16 protein-coding genes and 1 pseudogene are annotated in these 17,638 nt (G+C 68.9%); 11 read left to right on the top strand and 6 right to left on the bottom strand.

Features of this window, described 5'->3' with window-relative positions; all coding sequences use genetic code 11:
- Nucleotides 1-35: 35 nt before the first annotated feature.
- Both KEC57_RS04360 and KEC57_RS04355 read left to right on the top strand, forming a co-directional pair.
- Nucleotides 36-374: a hypothetical protein gene (locus KEC57_RS04360; protein ID WP_229383293.1), complete on the top strand. Its 339-nt coding sequence runs from the start codon at nucleotides 36-38 to the stop codon at nucleotides 372-374.
- A gap of 73 nt (nucleotides 375-447) precedes the next feature.
- Complete coding sequence (locus KEC57_RS04355; RefSeq protein ID WP_229383292.1) at nucleotides 448-783, top strand: hypothetical protein; 336 nt, start codon at nucleotides 448-450, stop codon at nucleotides 781-783.
- A gap of 12 nt (nucleotides 784-795) precedes the next feature.
- Here KEC57_RS04355 and KEC57_RS04350 read toward each other — a convergent pair.
- The 3 genes and pseudogenes from KEC57_RS04350 to KEC57_RS04340 form a co-directional block, all read right to left on the bottom strand.
- Nucleotides 796-1,418: pseudogene (locus KEC57_RS04350) on the bottom strand (DUF6766 family protein).
- A gap of 53 nt (nucleotides 1,419-1,471) precedes the next feature.
- Entirely contained in the window at nucleotides 1,472-1,624 is a 153-nt protein-coding gene (locus KEC57_RS04345) for a hypothetical protein (protein WP_229383291.1), read from the bottom strand.
- Nucleotides 1,625-1,640: 16 nt separating this feature from the next.
- On the bottom strand, nucleotides 1,641-2,792 hold the full coding sequence (locus tag KEC57_RS04340) for a carboxylate-amine ligase (protein WP_229383290.1): 1,152 nt from the start codon (nucleotides 2,790-2,792) through the stop codon (nucleotides 1,641-1,643).
- 157 nt (nucleotides 2,793-2,949) lie between these two features.
- Here KEC57_RS04340 and KEC57_RS04335 point away from each other — a divergent pair, with 157 nt between their 5' ends.
- Together KEC57_RS04335 and KEC57_RS04330 are read left to right on the top strand one after the other, a co-directional pair.
- Nucleotides 2,950-3,315 (top strand): VOC family protein, encoded by a 366-nt coding sequence (locus KEC57_RS04335; protein ID WP_229383289.1) that lies wholly within the window; start codon nucleotides 2,950-2,952, stop codon nucleotides 3,313-3,315.
- 106 nt (nucleotides 3,316-3,421) lie between these two features.
- The gene (locus tag KEC57_RS04330) at nucleotides 3,422-5,020 is read left to right on the top strand and encodes an L-serine ammonia-lyase, iron-sulfur-dependent, subunit alpha (RefSeq protein ID WP_229383288.1); all 1,599 of its coding nucleotides are present in this window, start codon (nucleotides 3,422-3,424) and stop codon (nucleotides 5,018-5,020) included.
- Nucleotides 5,021-5,361: 341 nt separating this feature from the next.
- Here KEC57_RS04330 and KEC57_RS04325 read toward each other — a convergent pair whose 3' ends face one another.
- Nucleotides 5,362-6,405, bottom strand: coding sequence for a putative endonuclease domain-containing protein (locus KEC57_RS04325; protein WP_229383287.1), 1,044 nt, complete (start codon nucleotides 6,403-6,405; stop codon nucleotides 5,362-5,364).
- Between the two features lie 424 nt (nucleotides 6,406-6,829).
- Here KEC57_RS04325 and KEC57_RS04320 point away from each other — a divergent pair, with 424 nt between their 5' ends.
- The 6 genes from KEC57_RS04320 to KEC57_RS04295 all read left to right on the top strand — a co-directional run bounded on the left by KEC57_RS04320 (nucleotide 6,830) and on the right by KEC57_RS04295 (nucleotide 13,387).
- On the top strand, nucleotides 6,830-8,248 hold the full coding sequence (locus KEC57_RS04320; RefSeq protein ID WP_229383286.1) for an MFS transporter: 1,419 nt from the start codon (nucleotides 6,830-6,832) through the stop codon (nucleotides 8,246-8,248).
- Nucleotides 8,245-10,074, top strand: coding sequence for a glycoside hydrolase family 2 protein (locus KEC57_RS04315; RefSeq protein ID WP_229383285.1), 1,830 nt, complete (start codon nucleotides 8,245-8,247; stop codon nucleotides 10,072-10,074). The genes KEC57_RS04320 and KEC57_RS04315 overlap by 4 nt, the downstream gene beginning before the upstream one ends.
- On the top strand, nucleotides 10,071-11,066 hold the full coding sequence (locus tag KEC57_RS04310; protein ID WP_229383284.1) for a DUF2804 domain-containing protein: 996 nt from the start codon (nucleotides 10,071-10,073) through the stop codon (nucleotides 11,064-11,066). Before KEC57_RS04315 ends, KEC57_RS04310 begins: the two co-directional genes overlap by 4 nt.
- Before the next feature lie 60 nt (nucleotides 11,067-11,126).
- Nucleotides 11,127-11,735, top strand: coding sequence for a TetR/AcrR family transcriptional regulator (locus KEC57_RS04305; protein ID WP_229383283.1), 609 nt, complete (start codon nucleotides 11,127-11,129; stop codon nucleotides 11,733-11,735).
- Between the two features lie 69 nt (nucleotides 11,736-11,804).
- Nucleotides 11,805-12,656, top strand: a complete 852-nt coding sequence (locus tag KEC57_RS04300) for an ABC transporter ATP-binding protein (RefSeq protein WP_229383696.1) — start codon at nucleotides 11,805-11,807, stop codon at nucleotides 12,654-12,656.
- Nucleotides 12,653-13,387: an ABC transporter permease gene (locus KEC57_RS04295; RefSeq protein WP_229383282.1), complete on the top strand. Its 735-nt coding sequence runs from the start codon at nucleotides 12,653-12,655 to the stop codon at nucleotides 13,385-13,387. Before KEC57_RS04300 ends, KEC57_RS04295 begins: the two co-directional genes overlap by 4 nt.
- A gap of 9 nt (nucleotides 13,388-13,396) precedes the next feature.
- Here the strand turns inward: KEC57_RS04295 and KEC57_RS04290 are convergent, their stop codons facing one another.
- Complete coding sequence (locus KEC57_RS04290) at nucleotides 13,397-13,837, bottom strand: MarR family winged helix-turn-helix transcriptional regulator (RefSeq protein ID WP_229383281.1); 441 nt, start codon at nucleotides 13,835-13,837, stop codon at nucleotides 13,397-13,399.
- A gap of 42 nt (nucleotides 13,838-13,879) precedes the next feature.
- Between KEC57_RS04290 and KEC57_RS04285 the strand changes: the two genes are divergently transcribed.
- Entirely contained in the window at nucleotides 13,880-15,706 is a 1,827-nt protein-coding gene (locus KEC57_RS04285) for a DUF2207 domain-containing protein (protein ID WP_229383280.1), read from the top strand.
- Nucleotides 15,707-16,736: 1,030 nt separating this feature from the next.
- On the opposite strand, the gene KEC57_RS04280 is transcribed toward KEC57_RS04285, so the two are convergent.
- Nucleotides 16,737-17,537: a class I SAM-dependent methyltransferase gene (locus KEC57_RS04280; RefSeq protein ID WP_229383279.1), complete on the bottom strand. Its 801-nt coding sequence runs from the start codon at nucleotides 17,535-17,537 to the stop codon at nucleotides 16,737-16,739.
- Nucleotides 17,538-17,638: the final 101 nt, after the last annotated feature.

Below are 17,638 nucleotides of genomic sequence, written 5' to 3'. Positions count from 1 at the left end.
GACCCCGGCGTTCTCAATGAGAGTCGGGTGCAGACATGAAGCTTTTGACGAACGGGACGGGAACGTACCTCACCGGTGATCTGATCGCCGACGAAGTCGTCAGCCTCGGGGTGGCACTGTCGAATGCGCAGCGGGTGGATGCCGTCGAGATCCCCTTCCGCGCCGCTCACGGCGGCGTCGAGCAGGCCGTGATCACGATCGGCTGGCAGACGCACGTCAATGCCGAGTCACAGTCGATCACGGGCGACGAACTCGTCGACCACGGCGCGGTGCGGGCGATCGTCGCGCAGAAGCATCGGCTGGAGCCCAGCGGCGATACGCCGATGTCGGCTGAAGAGATCGGTCACGCGCAGGGGTACGACGACGTCGTCTGACGACCGCTAGCGGGGTACGCCGGTCACGTCAAGCCCGTGCGCGCATGCGGGCGCGGCGATCTACCGTCGAGCCATGAAGCACATCACTTACGGGCAGAAGTCCCTGATCGTAGGAGACGACGCTGCTTCCGCACTGCTGGCATATGCCGCCGCCGTCGCACGGCACCGGACGGGTGACCACGTCACCCTGATGGGGTTCGCAGCCGACGGAAACGAGATCGAGGCCACGCTCGTGCTCGATTCGGGGACGCTCATCATCTCCGAGAGCGTGCGGACCTCGGTCTCGGAGCCCGACAACAGTGCAGCGGTCGCCGATCTGCGAGAGCGGACGAGTCGCCTGGACAATCCGCCCGCCGCGACCGATGGCGATGCGGTGGGCGGTGAGCAGACGCTCGTGGACCCGTACTGATCGTCGTCGTGATCAGTCGCTCTCCACCGAGGTCTCGTGGTGTGGCAGCCCGACGGGCTTGGACTCGGCCGAGCCGCGCTGGCGCAGGAAGATCGACAGGGCGATCATCGCCCCGACCGCGAGGAACTCGGACTGCCAGTCTGCAGCGTGCGGTTCCAGAAGTCGGGAGTCGCCAGGTAGTCGAGCCAGGTGAGCGGGGCGAGCCCGTGCTCGGCGTTCTCTGCATTGAGCACGACCGTCCCCGCGAGCGACTGCGCGAGCCATGACAGCACGAAGACCGTGCCCATCACGATCAGCAGGGAGTTGGAGAAGATCGTCTGACGGATGCCGCGGGCCTGTGCCCACGCGGGGGAGTCGTCGCGTGCGTGCTCGCCGACCAACTGGTCCCGGTCGCTTCCCGGCCCCTCGTCGCCGGGCTTTTTCGACTCGGGCGAACCTCGCTGCACGAACCAGATCGTGGCCGTGATGAACAGGAAGAACTGCAGGAATTCGGATTGCCAGTTCTCGGCGACGTCGACGACGAACTCCGACGAGGTGACGAAGGCGCCGAAGGTGTCCGGGGGGAGGCCGTGCTGCTGCAGGCGCTCGTTGCTCTCCAGCCATCCCGCGAGGGACTGGCCGGCCAGGGCCAGCACGAAGAGAGCGCCGAACACCAGGCTCAGCCCGTTGTCTCGGACGCGGCGCACGGCTACCGCCCGCTGAGCGGGATCGCGAGCATATACCCGAGGCCGATCGAAAGCACTGCGATCCACGACCAGAAGACCACCGCCTCGTCACGGCCCGGAGGTGCCTCGTCGCGCGGGGAATCTCCCGCTGAACTCATGCCCTTCGCAACGGCCATGGCGCCCTCCTTCGGCTCATCCCGTGACGATACTCGCGGCAGTGTTCATGCCGGGCGGGCTTGACAGGCGGGTCATCCGTCGAGCGCGTGAGGTGCTCCCCTCGGGCACACGTGTGAGGCTCCGGCGGTAGAGGTCCGCCAGCGCCCCGTCGCCGCGGGATCGGGCCAGTCGCTGGGCGGCCGCGCCGGTGGAGCCCGCAGCGAGGCGTGCGAACAGACCGTCGACGCACGTGCGCTCGAAAGTCGTCTGCAGGTGCGGATCGACCTCTCGCTGCAGGAGCAGAAGTGCGTCGACCGCCGGAATCAGCTCACCCTCGGTCGGGTGCACGAGGGTGGAGCTGACCCCGTACCGGGCGGCATGCCAGAGGGCGGCATCCGTCACGTCGAACTGCGTGGGATCGAACCGGTCGCGGGCATGCTCGACCAGGATCCGTGCGACGATCGCGAGCGCCACCGCGGACCAGGCGTCCAGCTGTGCGTCGAAGACGCGGATCTCGACCGTCGGGTACGCGTTGGACAGGCGAATGTTCCAGTTGATCGTGCCGAGATCCGAGGTCGCGCCGATGCCCGACAGTCGGGCGACGGCATCGTCGTAGGCGCTCGCATCCGCGAACCAGGGCGTGATCCCCGAGGTCGTCCAGCGGCGTCCGTGGATCGCGCGCCAGCTGTGGAAGCCGGTGTCCGCACCGTTCCAGAACGGCGAGTTCGCCGACATCGCGAGCAGTATCGGCAACCAGGGGCGCAGCGCGTTCGACGCACGCATCCCGGTGTCGCGATCGGGGATGCCGACGTGCACATGCAGCCCGTTGATCTGATGCTCGGGCGCGATGCCCGCGACCTGAGCGGCGATCCGGGCGTATCGCTCATCCTCCGAGAGTGACGAGTCGTGGCCGATCCGAGGCGGCGTTCCCGATCCGGCAGCAACCAGCCCCCACTCGCGCGCCCAGGACGAGAGCCTCTCACGGAAGGCGAGCAGACAGTCGAGCGCTTCGAGAGCGTCGGTGCACACGTGGGTGGCGTGCTCGATCTGCGAGCGGAAGAACTCCTTCGTGACGACGCCGTCACGCGAGGAAGCCAGACTCGCAACGGCACCACGGGCATCCGCCGTCGCCAGGGTGACCGGATCGAGCATGACGAACTCCTCCTCGATTCCGAAGGTCGTCGCCATCGCTCCTCCCATCTCGCTCGTGCGGGGCTCTGCCGCTGAAGGTAGGTCAATCGCGCTCCGCAGCAGAGGGGCTTGCGGACGACCGGGTGACGGGCTAGCGACTTCAGTGCGCCTGTCGGACGTCGCAGGCCCGGCCTACACTGGCCGCGGAGGCCCGATGAGACTCGCTCAGGTCGCGCAGCGCGCCGAGGATCTCGGCCGTGCTGCGGACTTCTACGCCCGGCTGCTCGAGGTGCCGCCCACCGCAACGTTCGACCCGCCCGGGCTCCTGTTCTTCGACCTCGAGGGCGTGCGACTTCTGCTCGATCGCAACGCGCCGTCGGCGCTGATCTACCTCCGGGTCGGTGACGTGCACGAGGCGCTCGATCGCCTCGACGGCTTCGCCGAGATCGTCTCGCCGCCGCACGTGATCTTCCAGCACGGCGACGACACGCTCGGGCCTGCCGGCCACGACGAGTGGCATGCGTTCATCACGGACTCCGAGGGCAACACCGTCGGGCTGATCTCGTTCCAGAAGGCGTGACACCGCGGGCAGTATGAGGATATTGAGGCGATAATGCGAGGCATCCTGCCCATTCCGACTCGATAACGGAGTGCACTCTGTCGAACCGGCGGCGTAGCCTGGACGCGTGAGCGCATACGTCTCGGCGTTCGAGCTGTTCTCCATCGGGGTAGGACCCTCGAGCTCCCACACGGTCGGACCCATGCGGGCCGCCCATGACTTCGCCGTGGGCCTGCGGCGCGCAGGACTGCTCCCGCAGGTGAGGCGCGTGACCTGCACGCTGTACGGATCGCTCGGCGCGACCGGCATCGGCCACGGCACCCCCGACGCCGTCGTCGCGGGACTGCGCGGGCTCCAGCCCGAGACCGTCGATCCCGACACGGTGCGCGCCGCCTGGAGCGACTGGCCCGCCGGCCGGCTGCTCGATCTCGACGGTACACACGCGATCGCGTTCGACCGGACCGACATCGCCTTCGCGCCGCGCACGCGCCTGCCGGGGCATCCCAACGCGATGAGTCTCGAGGCGTGGTCGTCGCCCGATGAGGGCCCGGTGCGCGTGCGCGCGGAGAGGCTGGGGATCCGCGCGACCGGCGGCACGGCGCTCGCAGAGCCGGCGATCGACGAGCGGGCGGATGCCGGACTCCTCGTCCGCGAGACCTACTACTCCGTCGGAGGCGGGTTCATCCGCCGCGAAGGGGATCCTTCCGGCCCGGAGAGAGGGGCGCGGGCATTCCCGCTGGACTTCGGGAGCGCGGCGGAGCTGCTCGCGCTCTGCGACGAGCGCGGCATCACGATAGCCGAGGCCGCACGCATCAACGAGGAGTCGCTGCGCCCTGACGAAAGCATCGCCGAGGGCCTCGACGCCATCTGGGACGCGATGGCGGGCTGCGTCGAAGCGGGGCTTCGGGCCGAGGGCGTACTGCCGGGGGTGCTCGGAGTGAAACGGCGCGCAGCGTCGATCCGGGGGCAGCTCGAAACGGCCGAGGCCGACGGGCGGCGTGAGCTGCCAGGTGAGTGGCTCGGCGCCTTCGCCCTTGCCGTGAACGAGGAGAACGCGGCGGGCGGGCGCGTGGTCACCGCGCCCACGAACGGCGCCGCGGGCATCGTGCCGGCCGTCGCGATGTACTGGTGGCGCTTCCTCGCGGACTCCGGGCTCGGGGCCGGCAACGCCGTCACGCCGTACGGCGAGCTCGTCGGCAGTGCACTGCTCGGCTACCACGGCCATGCGATCGCGCCCGAGGATGCAGCCGGATGGAACGACGAGCAGGTGGCCGAGGCGAACCGCCGCCGCGGCATCCGCCGATTTCTGCTCACCGCCACCGCACTGGGGTCCTTGTTCAAGGCGAACGCGTCGATCTCGGGCGCCGAGGGCGGCTGTCAGGCCGAGGTCGGGTCGGCGTGTGCGATGGCCGCGGGAGGACTGACCGCCGTCATGGGCGGCACCAACCGTCAGATCGAGAACGCGGCCGAGATCGCGATGGAGCACCACCTCGGGCTCACCTGCGACCCGGTCGGCGGCCTCGTGCAGATCCCGTGCATCGAGCGCAACGCCATCGCCGCATCGACGGCGGTCACCGCCGCGCGCCTCGCGCTGCGCGGCGACGGATCGCACTACGTCTCGCTCGACGCCGTCGTCGAGACCATGCGCCAGACCGGCATCGACATGTCGACGAAGTACAAGGAGACCAGCGAGGGCGGCCTCGCGGTGAACGTCATCGAGTGCTGACGGTGGCGCGGGTCCCCGGGTCGCCGGGTCGCGTGGTTGCCACGAACGGTCGCGTCCCGGGGCGGATGCGGCGAATCGGGGCAATTCGGCGGGGCGGGGTGCCGCGCGTTGGGTCGCGGCGGGATGCGTGGTTGCCGCAGATGGTCGCGTCCCGGGTGGGATGCGACGAGTCGGGGCAGTTCGGCGGGGCGGGGTGCCGCGCGTTGGGTCGTCGCGGGATGCGTGGTTGCCGCAGATGGTCGCGTCCCGGGTGGGATGCGACGAGTCGGGGCAATTCGGCGGGGCGGACGGTTGCGGCGGGACACTCCTCCAGCAGGGAGAGGGCGAGGCAGGCGCAGTCGTCAGGGCCGCCACCCCGCGCGCACCAAGGCGTCGCGGATGAGGGTCACTGCCGATGCCGACGTCGGATGCATGTGGCGAGAAGTGAGCCGGATCACAGTCCAGCCGGCCGCGGCGCACGCTGCGTGCTTCTCGATGTCGCGATACCACTGGCGACGATCGGTTCGATGATGGTCGCCCTCGCGCTCGATGAGGATCCGCCATCGCGGGTAGGCGAGTTCCGTGTATCCGATGGGACGGCCGTCCGCGTCGTAAACGTCGTAGTCGAGCTCCGGCTCCGGGAGTCCTGCACGGAGTACCGCGAGTCGCACCTCTGTCTCGGCCGGGGACGCCACGCCCACGCGGATCTGCGGGAGCGCCGCGCGCAGCTTCGCGACACCCGGCCGGCGTCCCGTGTTCATCGACGCCTCGAGCTGCTTCGCCGTCCCGAGTCCCGAGTCCGGGGCACCGCGCGTCATGCCACGGACCCGCGGAACATGCACGACGGCATCACCGAGCGCGATGAGCTCATCGATGCTCAGCACCGTCGCGAGTTCTGCCCAAACGGCGGCCGGGCTCGACAGGCGCAGACCGTCCGATTCTCGGACCGGGGCAGCGGCCGAGCTCAGCCGCCGACCGTGCACGCTCCTCCCACGCGGCGCGCGATGGGGAGCGTGGACCGCAACGTCGATGTCCCGCGATGCGGCGGCATCCGCTCGCTCGCCTTCGCGCGCTCGGGCCGGCCTCAGCACTCGAAGTGGCAGCGGGAGCCGCCACAGCACGGCTGCGGTCACGCCGATGAAGAAGGCGTGGGAGGTGGCCTTGCTCGCGTACGCGCGGGCGCGCCGGGCAATGTCTGATCTGCGCTCCCTGGCTTCCGCAGCGAGCGGGCTCTCGTCAGTGGCGCCCTCCGCGACGGGATCGACGATCGTCATCCGCACGCCGTGAAACGGGACTGCGAGTGCGCGGTGTCGCAACCGGCGCGGGGAGACGCCGACCCGGATCGCATCGCGAACCGAGAAGACGTCGCCGAGGACGGCGGGTAGTTGGCGCGGGCGTGACGGCATGTCCGACACCCTGCCGGAGCCAGCACGCAGGACGGATGCCGATACCCCCGGCCCGTGGACAACTCCGGCCGGACCGCACCCGGGGAGGAGCTGTGCTCGCTTCGCGGTTGCCGCAGTTTGCCGCATCCGGGCTATGACGCGACGAAACGGGGAAATCCGACGGAGGATGCGACCGATTGCGGCAATCTGGCCGGAATGCGCAGGGTGGTCGCGTTGTGTCGCTATTGGTGGCGGATGCGACCCTTTGCGGCAATGTGACGGGATGCGCGCCGGCGGCGGGGTCGCGTTGTGGCGCCATTCGTGGCGGAGGTGACCGATTGCGGCAATCTGAGACTGCGCGGCGTGAGGGGGGATGCGGCGTGGCGAACACCGAGCGCCGCTTAGTATCGAAGCACCCGCCCCCGGAACGTCAGCAAGGATGCCGATGCCCGCAGATACGCCTGCGTCCAGCCCACGCCCCGCAGTCGAGCCTGCGTCCTCTGCCGCACGCCCCGCAGCCGACCACACCCCAGCCGATGCGCCGCGTGCGGGCGCACCCGCTCCGCGGCGCTTAGCGCCGCTTGCCGGCCGCACGTGGTGGGTCGTCGTCATCGTCGGATTCGTCGGCCAGCTCGCCTGGACCGTCGAGAACATGTACCTGAACCTGTTCGTGTACGACACGATCACCTCCGACCCCACGGTGATCGCGATCCTCGTGGCCGCCTCGGCCGTGGCGGCGACGCTCGCCACGATGGTCGTCGGCGCATGGTCCGACAAAGTCCGGTCTCGGCGTCCGTTCATCGCGATCGGCTACATCCTCTGGGGCGCGACGACCGCGATGTTCGGCTTCGTCCAGCCGGAGTCGGGTGCCGCGGCCGCGCAGGTCGTGGGCACCGCGGTCGTCGCGGTGATCCTCCTCGACTGCGTCATGTCGTTCTTCGGTTCGGGGGCGAACGACGCCGCGTTCAACGCATGGGTCACGGACTCCACACGCCCCTCGAACCGCGGCCGTGTCGACGGCGTACTGGCGGTGCTGCCGCTGATCTCGATGCTGCTGGTGTTCGGCGCGCTCGATCCGCTGACGCAGGCGGGGCAGTGGAAGCTGTTCTTCGGCCTGATCGGCGGGGCGACCGCCGTGGTGGGCGTGATCGCGTGGTTCCTCGTGCGCGACGCGCCCGACATCGAGACGACCTCCGACGGCTACTTCGCCGCCTTCGTGCACGGCCTTCGCCCGAGCACCGTGAAAGCCAACCCCCGTCTCTACACGCTGCTGGCCGCCTGGGCGATCATCGGGACCAGCTCGCAGGTGTTCATCCCGTATCTGATCATCTACATCCAGCGGTACCTGCGCATCGACGGCTACGCGATGGTCCTCGCGAGCGTGCTGGTGCTCGCGGCGGTGATCAGCGTGCTCGGCGGCCGCGTGATCGACCGGGTCGGCAAGCTGCGCGCTGTCATGCCCGCCGTGGCGCTCATGATCGTGGGCCTCATCGGCATGTTCTTCGCCCGTGACATGTTCACCGTCATCGTGTTCGGCACCATCATGATGGGCGGCTTCATGCTCTCGACGGCGTCGCTGTCGGCGAATGTGCGCGACCAGACGCCCGTCGACCGGGTCGGGATGGTGCAGGGTCTCAGGATGATCTTCGTCGTGCTCATCCCCATGGTCATCGGGCCGTTCGTCGGCGCGCTCGTCATCCTCGGCGCGAACGAGACGTACGAAGACCTCGGCGTCGTCAAGCAGGTCCCGACGCCCTGGATGTTCGTCGCTGCGGCCGTCATCGCGATCCTCGTGCTCGTCCCCCTCATGTTCGTGCGGCGTGAGCGCATCGCCGCCGACGCCTCCGCGGTGGTCGACGCATGAGCCTGCTCACTCGGTGGGCTGCCGAGCTCGACGTCGACGCCCCGCTCCCGGACTACCCGCGTCCGCAGCTCGTTCGCGGCGACTGGGCGAACCTCAACGGGCGCTGGGACTACGCGATCGCGCCGCGCGCACGATCCGACGACGATCCGGTCGCCGTCGATGACCCGCTCGTGCGTCCAACCTCATGGGACGGCACGATCGTGGTGCCGTTCTCGCCCGAGACGGTCCTGTCGGGTGTCGAGCGCACGCTGCGGGCCGTGGAGACGCTCTGGTACCGGCGCACCTTCGCGCTGCCGCGCGCACTTCGCGAGGGCGAGCGGGCGATCCTGCATTTCGGCGCCGTCGACCAGTCGTGCCGTGTCGCGGTCGACGGGGTCGAGGTGGGCGGGCACTCCGGCGGCTATCTGCCGTTCTCGTGCGACATCACGCGGGCGCTCGCATCGACCCGCGCCGGACAGCACGAGCTCGTCGTCGCGGTGCGCGACGTGACGGATGCCTCGTGGCTGGCCCGCGGCAAGCAGTCCGGTCGTCCTGGCGGCATCTGGTACACCCCGCAGTCGGGCATCTGGCAGACGGTCTGGCTCGAGATCGTGCCCGGTGTCGCCGTCGACTTCCTCGTGCTGACCCCCGACCTCGATGCCGGCAGCGTGATCGTCACGGTCGGCAGCTATGAGGCTGCAGCCGGCGAGCAGGCGGTCGTCGAGGTGAGGGGCGGCGACGGGGTCGCGGCATCCGCTCTCGTGCCCGTCGGTGTGCCGACGGCGATCGCGCTCGCCGGCCCGGTGCGGCGGTGGAGTCCCGATGACCCGTTCCTCTACGACGTGCAGGTCACGCTCGGCGAGGACCGGGTCGATTCGTACGTCGGCATGCGGTCGTTCGGGGTCGGCGCCGACGAGCGGGGCTTCGCGCGGCTGCTGCTCAACGGCGAGCCCTCCCTGCCCGTCGGGCTGCTCGATCAGGGCTACTGGCCGGACGGCGGCTACACCGCGCCCAGCGACGCGGCGCTGGAATACGACATCCGCCTCGCCAAGCGCATGGGTTTCACGATGCTGCGCAAGCACATCAAGGTCGAGCCGCTGCGCTGGTATCACCACTGCGACCGCCTCGGCATGCTCGTCTGGCAGGACGCGGTCAGCGGGGGCGAGCGTTACAACCCTCTCGTGATCACCGCACCGGTGATCGGAACGCCGGCGCTCGACGATCGGCGGCATGGCCGGTTCGGACGGCGATCGGCCGACGGCCGGGCGCGATTCGAGGCCGAACTGCACGAGATGATCGAGCACCTGCGGAGCGTGCCGAGCATCTCGCTGTGGGTGCCGTTCAACGAGGGCTGGGGGCAGTTCGACGCCGCGCGCATCGCCGGGGTCGTGCGAGAACTCGACCCGACTCGTCCGGTGGATCATGCCAGCGGCTGGCACGACCAAGGCGCGGGCGACGTGCGGAGTCTGCACGTCTACTTCCGTCCGGTGAAGGTGCCCCGCGGCCGGGACCGGCGTGTGCTCGCGGTGACCGAGTACGGCGGTTACAGCCTCGCCGTACCCTCGCACACCTGGAGCGACCGCGTGTTCGGCTACCGTCGCTACCGCTCGCGAGAGCAGTTCGTCACCGCTCTCGAGCGCCTGCATGACCGTGAGATCGCACCGGCCATCGCGCGCGGGCTCGCGGCGACCGTGTACACCCAGCTCGCCGACGTCGAGGAGGAGGTCAACGGGCTCGTGACGTACGACCGCCGCTTCGTGAAGATCGCCGAAGAGACCATGCGTGCGATCAACGACCGACTGCGGGCGGCCGCCGACGGTGCGCGCGCTTCGAAGGAGACCGCATGACCGAACGCGAGCTGACGGCATCCGTCTCGCTGACTCTGCCGAACGGGCGAGTGAATCCCGACGCCATCGGGTGGGCCCGCCAGCCTCTCGTCGATACGTCCGGCATCACACGCGGGCGCGGGCGCAACAAGCGGTGGGAGTACTGGAACGTCACCACGCCCACCCACATCCTCGCGCTCACGGTGTCGTCCATCGACTACGCGGCCGTGCACGAGGTCTGGGTGTTCGATCGGGCGACCGAGCGCTCGTGGAGCAAGGGCGCCACCGTGCTGCCCGCCCGCAGGGTCGAGCTTCCCTCGAACGTCGAGAGCGGTTCCGCTCGGGCCCGGGCGAACGACCTCGAGATCGACATCGACCCCGTCGCCGGTGGCACGCGGCTGCGCGCACGGACTCCGGATGTCTCGTTCGACGTCGTCGCGGAGCTGCCCGAAGGGCACGAGCGACTCGCGGTCGTCGTGCCGTGGAGCAGCACGCGCTTCCAGTACACGGTGAAGGATGTCGCGCGGCCCGCGTCGGGTGCGGTCACGATCGAGGGCGTCGCGTACGACGTGCCCGCCGGTGACTCGTGGGCCGTGCTCGATCACGGCCGCGGACGCTGGCCGTACGACATCCGCTGGAACTGGGGTGCGGGCTCGGGCGTCTCAGGCGGTCGCGTGATCGGCATCCAGGTCGGCGGCAAGTGGACCGAGGGCACGGGATCCACCGAGAACGCCGTCTTCGTCGACGGGCGTCTGCACAAGATCCACGACGAGCTCGACTGGGACTACGACATCGCCGACTGGCGGCGGCCCTGGCGCGTCTCGGGCGGCGGGCTGGCGGCATCCTTCGTCCCGTTCTACGACAAGGTGACGCGCACGAATCTCGGCGTCGTCGCCTCGCGCACCGACCAGTGCTTCGGGCACTGGGCCGGGACGTTCGCCACGCGCGACGGCGAGACGATCTCGTTCGACGGGATCCTCGGCTGGGCCGAGGAGGTTCACAACCGCTGGTGACGGGCGGGCTTCACCTCGAACGGATGCCGCGCCGCGGCACCCGGACGTAGGCTGAGCCTCGTGGTCGAGTACGTCGTGCCCGCGCCGAAGCGGCGCCGCGGACGCCCGCGCGCGGGCGAGTCCGACGCTCGCGAGCGGATCCTCGCGGCGGCCATCGACGAGTTCGGCGAGCTGGGGTACGACGGCGCCACGATGCGGGGGATCGCCGCGCGGGCCGGAGTCGATTCGGCGCTCGTGCACCATCACTTCGGCACCAAGGCCGATCTGTTCGGCGAGACGATCGGTGCGCCGATGCGGCCCGACATCGCGCTGCCCGACATCCTCGCGGGGCCCCGGAACGAGGTCGGCGAGCGGATCGTGCGGTACATCCTCGAGACGTGGGAGCAGCCCGAGGTGCGCCGGCGGGGCGTCGCGCTGCTGCGCACGGCGATCGGCAACAAGCTCACCACGCCGCTGCTGGCGGGGTTCCTCTCGCGGGAGCTGCTCTCACGGATCGCCCTCGCGCTCGACGTCGCCGATGCCGAGTTGCGCGCCTCGCTCGTGGCATCGCAGGTCGCGGGCCTGCTGATCGCACGCTACGTGCTGCGTCTGCCCGCCCTCACCGAGGCATCCGTCGACGAACTCGTGGTGCGGGTCGCGCCCAGCGTGCAGCGGTTCCTCTACGACTGAGGCTGGCGCCTTCGCACCGGCGCGGAGGGGTTGACCTCGTCGTTCGGCAGGCGAATAATTCATCGCGTGATGAATATTGCGGGGACGGATGCCGTGGCGGACGCCGTGCACGTGCGCGCACTGCACGTGCGACGTGGCGCGACCGAGGTGTTCACCGACCTCGATCTCGACATCCCGCGCGGGCAGATCACCGGACTGCTCGGGCCGTCGGGGTGCGGGAAGACCACGCTGATGCGTTCCATCGTCGGTGTGCAGAGGGTCGCCGGAGGCACCGTCACGGTGCTGGGCGAACCAGCCGGATCGCGGACGCTGCGCCATCGCGTGTCGTACGACACACAGGCGGCCTCGGTGTACGGCGACCTCACGATCCGCCAGAATCTGCGCTACTTCGCCCGGCTGCTGGGGGCTCCGCGGAGTGACGTGGACCGGGTCATCGAAGAGGTCGGTCTGGCCGACCAGCGGGATCAGACGATCGAATCGCTCAGCGGCGGGCAGGAATCGCGCGTCTCGCTGGCGGTCGCGATGCTCGGCACTCCCGAGCTGCTCGTGCTCGACGAGCCGACGGTGGGCCTGGATCCCCTCCTGCGGTCGGAGCTGTGGGAGGTCTTCCGCAGCCTCGCCGCGCGCGGGGCGACCCTGATCGTGTCGAGCCATGTGATGGACGAGGCGCTGCGCTGCGACCGGCTCATCCTCATGCGCGCGGGTCGCATCGTCGCCGACACCACGCACGAACGACTCCTCGCCGAGACCGGGACGACGGATCCGGATGCCGCGTTCCTGGCCATCATCGAGCGCGACAGGCAGTCCGGGATCCCGGCGGCGGTCGAGCCTGCCGACGCGCACCCCCGCACCCGGCGTGAGGCGCGCGAGCAGGCCGAGCATCCGGATGCTTCCCCCGAGCCCGGATCGGACGAGTCGTGAACGGCGTGCGGACGTTCGCCACCGCCGGGCGGGTGCTGCGTCAGCTCAGCCACGACCCCCGCTCGATCGTCCTGATGCTCGTGGCTCCGAGCCTGCTCGTCGGGTTGTTCGCCTGGCTTTTCAGCGATCAGGAAGGGGTGTTCGATCAGTTCGGCGGGCCGATCCTGGCGCTCTTCCCGTTCATCGTGATGTTCCTCATCACCTCGATCACGACGCTGCGGGAGCGCCGGTCCGGCACGCTGGAGCGGCTCATGACGACGCCGGTCGAGAAGGCCGACTTCATCGTCGGCTACGGGCTCGCGTTCGGCCTCATGGCGACGCTGCAGGCGGTCATCACCGTGACCTTCGCAGTCTGGGTGTGCGGGCTCGAGGTCGAGGGGCCGATCTGGCAGCTCGGACTCGTCGCCGTCATCGACGCGATCCTCGGGACAGCCCTCGGCCTGCTCGCGAGCGCGTTCGCACGCACCGAGTTCCAGGCCGTGCAGTTCATGCCGCTGATCGTGTTCCCGCAGATCATCCTGGGCGGGCTGTTCATGCCGCGCGAAGACATGCCCGAGGTGCTCTACCAGATCTCCAAGGCGCTGCCGCTGAGCTACGCGATCGATACGATCAACGCCGTCACCGCCGGCGACGAGGGCTGGGATGTGTTCGGACCGCTGCTGGTCGTGGTCGCCTTCGCCGTCGGTGCGCTGATCCTCGCATCGCTGACCCTGCGCCGCCGCACGCCGTAGCGTCTGCGCTCAGCAGGTTGGCTGCTTCTTGCGCAGCTTGGAGGCGAGGTCGCGCAGCTGCGCCAGCTCGTCGTCGGTGAGCAGCGACATCCGCTCGGCGATCGCCCGGCCGTGCGCGCTGGCGATCTTGCGGAACTGCGCGGCGCCCGTCGCCGTGGCCCGCACGAGCGAGCCGCGCCCGTCGTCGGGATCGGCGCACTTGACGATGAGTCCTCGCACGGCCATGCGGTCGACGAGCCGGGACACGCTCGGCTGGCTGATCAGCATGTTGGACGTGACATCGCGCAGGCGCGCGGTCATCTCGGGCGCGCGGGTCACGGTGAGCAGCACGTCGTACTCGGCCTGGCTGAGGGTGTCTTCGTCGAAGTCCTGGTTGATGTCGCCGAACACCTCGTGCTGCGCGCGGAACAGGCTCTCCCACGCGTCGATGGCGAGGCGTCGATCGGTCATAGGAAACAGAGTACGGCGAACGCCGCCCCATAGGCTGGCCGCATGTGGACTCCTTCCCTCGCGCCGCGGCGGATTCGGCCGGCGAGCCTGGTCGTGGTCGGGATGCTGGTCGCCCTCTTCGCAGCGCTGGTGCTGCCCGCGGCGGGCTGGCAGAGCACCGCGGCGCGCGCCGATGTGAACGACTTCACCTTCGAGAGCCTCGATGTCGAGTACCGGCTGGATCGTGCCGATGACGGCAGCAGCACGCTCACCGTGGTCGAGACCTTCGTCGCACTGTTTCCCGAGACCGACCAGAACCGGGGCATGCGGCGCAGCATCCCCGATTCCTATCTGGGGGCGCCGTTGAACCCCGCGCTCGTCTCGATCACCGATGGCGAGGGCAACCCGCGAGCGAGCGAGACCTCGTCGGAGGACGGCTACTTCAGCATGACCTCGCGCGCCGACGGCTACGTGCACGGCGCTCAGACGTACGTGTTCACGTACACGCTCGAAAACGTCGCGCGCTTCTTCGACGACACCGGCGTCGACGAGTTCTACTGGAACGTCAACGGCACCGAATGGCAGCAGCCGTTCGGCCGGGTCTCGGTGCGACTCGTCGTCGCACCGGCGCTCACCGAATCGCTCACCGGTGCACAGGCCTGCTACGTCGGCTACGAGGGCTCGGGCCAGACGTGCGAGATCACACGGGATGCCGCGGCCAACGGCGCGGCGACGTTCGAGGCGTCGGCGACCGACGTGTTCGCGTACCAGACCATGACGATCGCGATCGGATTCGAGCAGGGCACATTCACGCCGTTCGACTCGTCGTACCTCGCCTCGCCATGGGGGTGGCTGCAGATGCTCGCCGGGCTCACCGCCGTCGGGGCGATCGTGTTCGCCGTCGTCACCCGCGCACGGTACCTCCGCGATGAGCCGGGCCGGCCGACGATCATCGCGGAGTACACGCCGCCGGCGGGAATCGACGCGCTCGAGAGTGCCGTGCTGCTCGGCAAGACCACGAAGGCGATTCCGGCAGAGGTGCTGGAGCAGGCCGTGGTGGGCAGCATCCGCATCGTCGAAGGCGAGCGCAAGTTCTTCGGGGGAGTGAAGCTGAAGGCTCTGCTCGTCGACCCGTCGCGTGCCGACGGCGACGGCAGGCTGCTGCTCGCGGGACTCTTCCCCTTCCTCACGCCCGGCACCGAGTACGAGTTCGGCAGCACCGATACCCGGTTCTCATCGGCGGCGCAGAACATCCTCAAGCTCGCGAACGAGGAGCTCACCCGGCGCGGCCTTCGTCGTGAGGTGCCAAAAACGGTCCGTGCGTGGCCGGTCCTGCTGGCGATGGCGGCAGCGGCGCTGGTGGTGCTGACGGCGATTCTCGCGTTCAGCGCCGCGGTCGATCCGCTCATCCCGATCCTGATGATCGTCGGATCGGGCCTCGCGCTGTTCGTGGTGATCGGCCTGGTGTCGCGGGTGCCGCTGAGTGCGGCCGGTGCCGAGGCGCGCGACCATCTCGCGGGGCTCAAGGAGTTCATCGAGTGGGCCGAAGCCGACCGCATTCGCATGCTGCAGTCGCCGCGCGGTGCCGAGAGGGTGGTCGTCGACACCACCGATCGGCGCGAGATGCTGCACCTGTACGAGGTGCTGCTGCCGTACGCGGTCGTCTTCGGGCAGGAGAAGGAGTGGGCCAGCGAGCTCGCCGTGCTGTACGGCGAAGGCAATTCGCCGGGCTGGTACTCGGGCTCGAGCGGCTTCAACGCCGCCGCGTTCTCAGCGGGCATCTCGGGGCTGTCGGCCTCGACCGCTTCGTCGTCCTCGACGTCGGGCGGCTCATCGGGCGGGGGCTCGGCAGGTGGCGGCGGCGGCGGCGGGGGAGGCGGCGGGGTCTGACGACACCGACTATCGGGTCTGGTTCGGAGAACCCGCAGATGTGCTGCCCGAAGGCGTCGAGTATTACGATCCGGCCGTGCACACCTGGGTCTTCCCCGCAGACCGGTAGGCACTCGCCCGCGGACGACGAGCCGGGCGAGCAATGCCTCGAAACGGCAAGAGTAAGGGCCGGTCGGAGAGGCTACCGACCGGCCCTTGTCCCTTGCACCAAGAGTGTCCTGCAATCACATGTTAGGTAGCTGCCACAGCAAAACAACTACCGTGCGATGACTCTATAACGGGCAGATAACGGTGGCAAGAGGTGGGCGTTATCTTTTTGTGATTCTTTTTCCGAGTGTCTCCTGCATGCGTTCGCGGAGTCCGTATGAGTGATCCCCTTGCTGCTGAATCAGCCCGCGCTCGGAGAGCCGCGCCCGTGAAACACGTGCGATTGTTGCCCGATTCAGAACGGCGGGGTCGAGTACAGGTCGGTCGCGCAGCCTGTCTCGCCGGGCTCGAGTGAGATGTGGCTGAGAGATAGGACAGCTCGCCCGCCTCGTCCCGAGGATCCCCACCGCGACCACCGGTCACGCCGTTCCACAGATCGGTAACGATGCGGATGTAGTCCTCCGGGAACGCCTCATGCAGCGCCGAGTTGATCGCCTCCAGCCCGCCCTTGGTCGCGAGAATGTGAGCGACGCGGGCGATGTCCTCTTCTGTGAGTTCAGGCCGGGCGGCGACACCAGGCCGTAGCAGACAGTCGCTTCCCCTGCGTTGTTCGACCTGCCCCCGATCGCCGAAGATGGTGTGCGCTGGCACTTCGACGTGGATCCGCACGTCGATCGGGGAATGCCGCGACTTCGCCGTCCGGCACCCACCGTGACCATCTCTTCGATCGTCACCTCTGCGGTGTTGTCACCAAGTGGCAAGTCGCTGCTCCCGACGAAGAGAACACTTGAGCGAGAGCCAACGGCGGTAGGCGGCGCGGCGCGCCCCGCACAGCCCGTTTCCCATCCGCTCGTGGCTCACAGCGACGACTTGAAAGAAGGTTCTACTCTTCCGGTATGCGGTAGATCAGTTCACCGTGGAGTATCGAGATCCATCCGTCTTCGTCGGACGCCCACTGCTTCCACGCGTCGCTGATGTCGCGAAGCTCGTTGTGAGCGGCCAGTCCGGCGTCTGTGAGTTGTCCCGTGATCGCAGAGTTGAGGATGCGATCTGCCCACATGCCACCCCACCATTCGCGCTGCTCAATCGACGCGTAGCACCACGTACTCGATGTAACGGCAACGTCGGTGAAGCCAGCCGAATGCGCCCAGGACAGCAAGCGCCGACCGGCATCCGGCTCTCCGCCATTCAGGCGAGCGACATCGCGATAGAGCCTCAGCCAGGAGTCGAGCGCGGGTAGCTCCGGCCACCAGCAGAACCCCGCATAGTCACTATCTCGGACAGCGACGATCCCACCGGGTTTCGTCACCCGAGCCATTTCGCGCAATGCCCGAACGGGATCAGTGACGTGCTGGAGCACCTGATGCGCGTGAGTCACATCAAAGCTGGCGTCGCCGAATGGGAGTGAATGGATGTCGGCGGTGTGAAAGTCGATGTTGCCCACGCCCCGCTCCGCCGCTGTCGTCCGCGTCACCGCAAGCTCCCCCGGTCCGATCTCAGTCGCGCTCACGGACTGGACGAGCTGGGCAAGATCCGCCGTGATTGTCCCGGCGCCCGCACCCACGTCGAGGAGTCGATCGGTGGGCTTGAGTAACGGCAAGAGATGGGCCGCGGAGTTCTCCGCAGTTCGGGAGCGGTGTGATCGCAACACGGACTCGTGATACCCGTGGGTGTAGGTGGCCATGAGATCTCCATTGAAGTCGGTGAAGTTGGTCGGCCTCAGCCTCGTTCGGTTGATACTCCCTGGGAAGACCGCGCCACTCCTAGGTGTGGCGCAACCCCTTT

The organism is Microbacterium allomyrinae (assembly GCF_020682705.1).
Classification (GTDB): domain Bacteria; phylum Actinomycetota; class Actinomycetes; order Actinomycetales; family Microbacteriaceae; genus Microbacterium; species Microbacterium allomyrinae.
The sequence above is the reverse complement of the archived record's forward strand: the minus strand, read 5'-3'. Positions and strand labels throughout refer to the sequence as shown.

What these genes read in the sequence shown, in the direction of transcription:
- KEC57_RS04360 (WP_229383293.1), top strand. Translation starts at nt 36, where the DNA reads ATGAAGCTTTTGACGAACGGGACGGGAACGTACCTCACCGGTGATCTG.
- KEC57_RS04355 (WP_229383292.1), top strand. Translation starts at nt 448, where the DNA reads ATGAAGCACATCACTTACGGGCAGAAGTCCCTGATCGTAGGAGACGAC.
- KEC57_RS04345 (WP_229383291.1), bottom strand. Translation starts at nt 1,624, where the DNA reads ATGGCCGTTGCGAAGGGCATGAGTTCAGCGGGAGATTCCCCGCGCGAC.
- KEC57_RS04340 (WP_229383290.1), bottom strand. Translation starts at nt 2,792, where the DNA reads ATGGCGACGACCTTCGGAATCGAGGAGGAGTTCGTCATGCTCGATCCG.
- KEC57_RS04335 (WP_229383289.1), top strand. Translation starts at nt 2,950, where the DNA reads ATGAGACTCGCTCAGGTCGCGCAGCGCGCCGAGGATCTCGGCCGTGCT.
- KEC57_RS04325 (WP_229383287.1), bottom strand. Translation starts at nt 6,405, where the DNA reads ATGCCGTCACGCCCGCGCCAACTACCCGCCGTCCTCGGCGACGTCTTC.
- KEC57_RS04320 (WP_229383286.1), top strand. Translation starts at nt 6,830, where the DNA reads ATGCCCGCAGATACGCCTGCGTCCAGCCCACGCCCCGCAGTCGAGCCT.
- KEC57_RS04315 (WP_229383285.1), top strand. Translation starts at nt 8,245, where the DNA reads ATGAGCCTGCTCACTCGGTGGGCTGCCGAGCTCGACGTCGACGCCCCG.
- KEC57_RS04310 (WP_229383284.1), top strand. Translation starts at nt 10,071, where the DNA reads ATGACCGAACGCGAGCTGACGGCATCCGTCTCGCTGACTCTGCCGAAC.
- KEC57_RS04300 (WP_229383696.1), top strand. Translation starts at nt 11,805, where the DNA reads ATGAATATTGCGGGGACGGATGCCGTGGCGGACGCCGTGCACGTGCGC.
- KEC57_RS04290 (WP_229383281.1), bottom strand. Translation starts at nt 13,837, where the DNA reads ATGACCGATCGACGCCTCGCCATCGACGCGTGGGAGAGCCTGTTCCGC.
- KEC57_RS04285 (WP_229383280.1), top strand. Translation starts at nt 13,880, where the DNA reads ATGTGGACTCCTTCCCTCGCGCCGCGGCGGATTCGGCCGGCGAGCCTG.
- KEC57_RS04280 (WP_229383279.1), bottom strand. Translation starts at nt 17,537, where the DNA reads ATGGCCACCTACACCCACGGGTATCACGAGTCCGTGTTGCGATCACAC.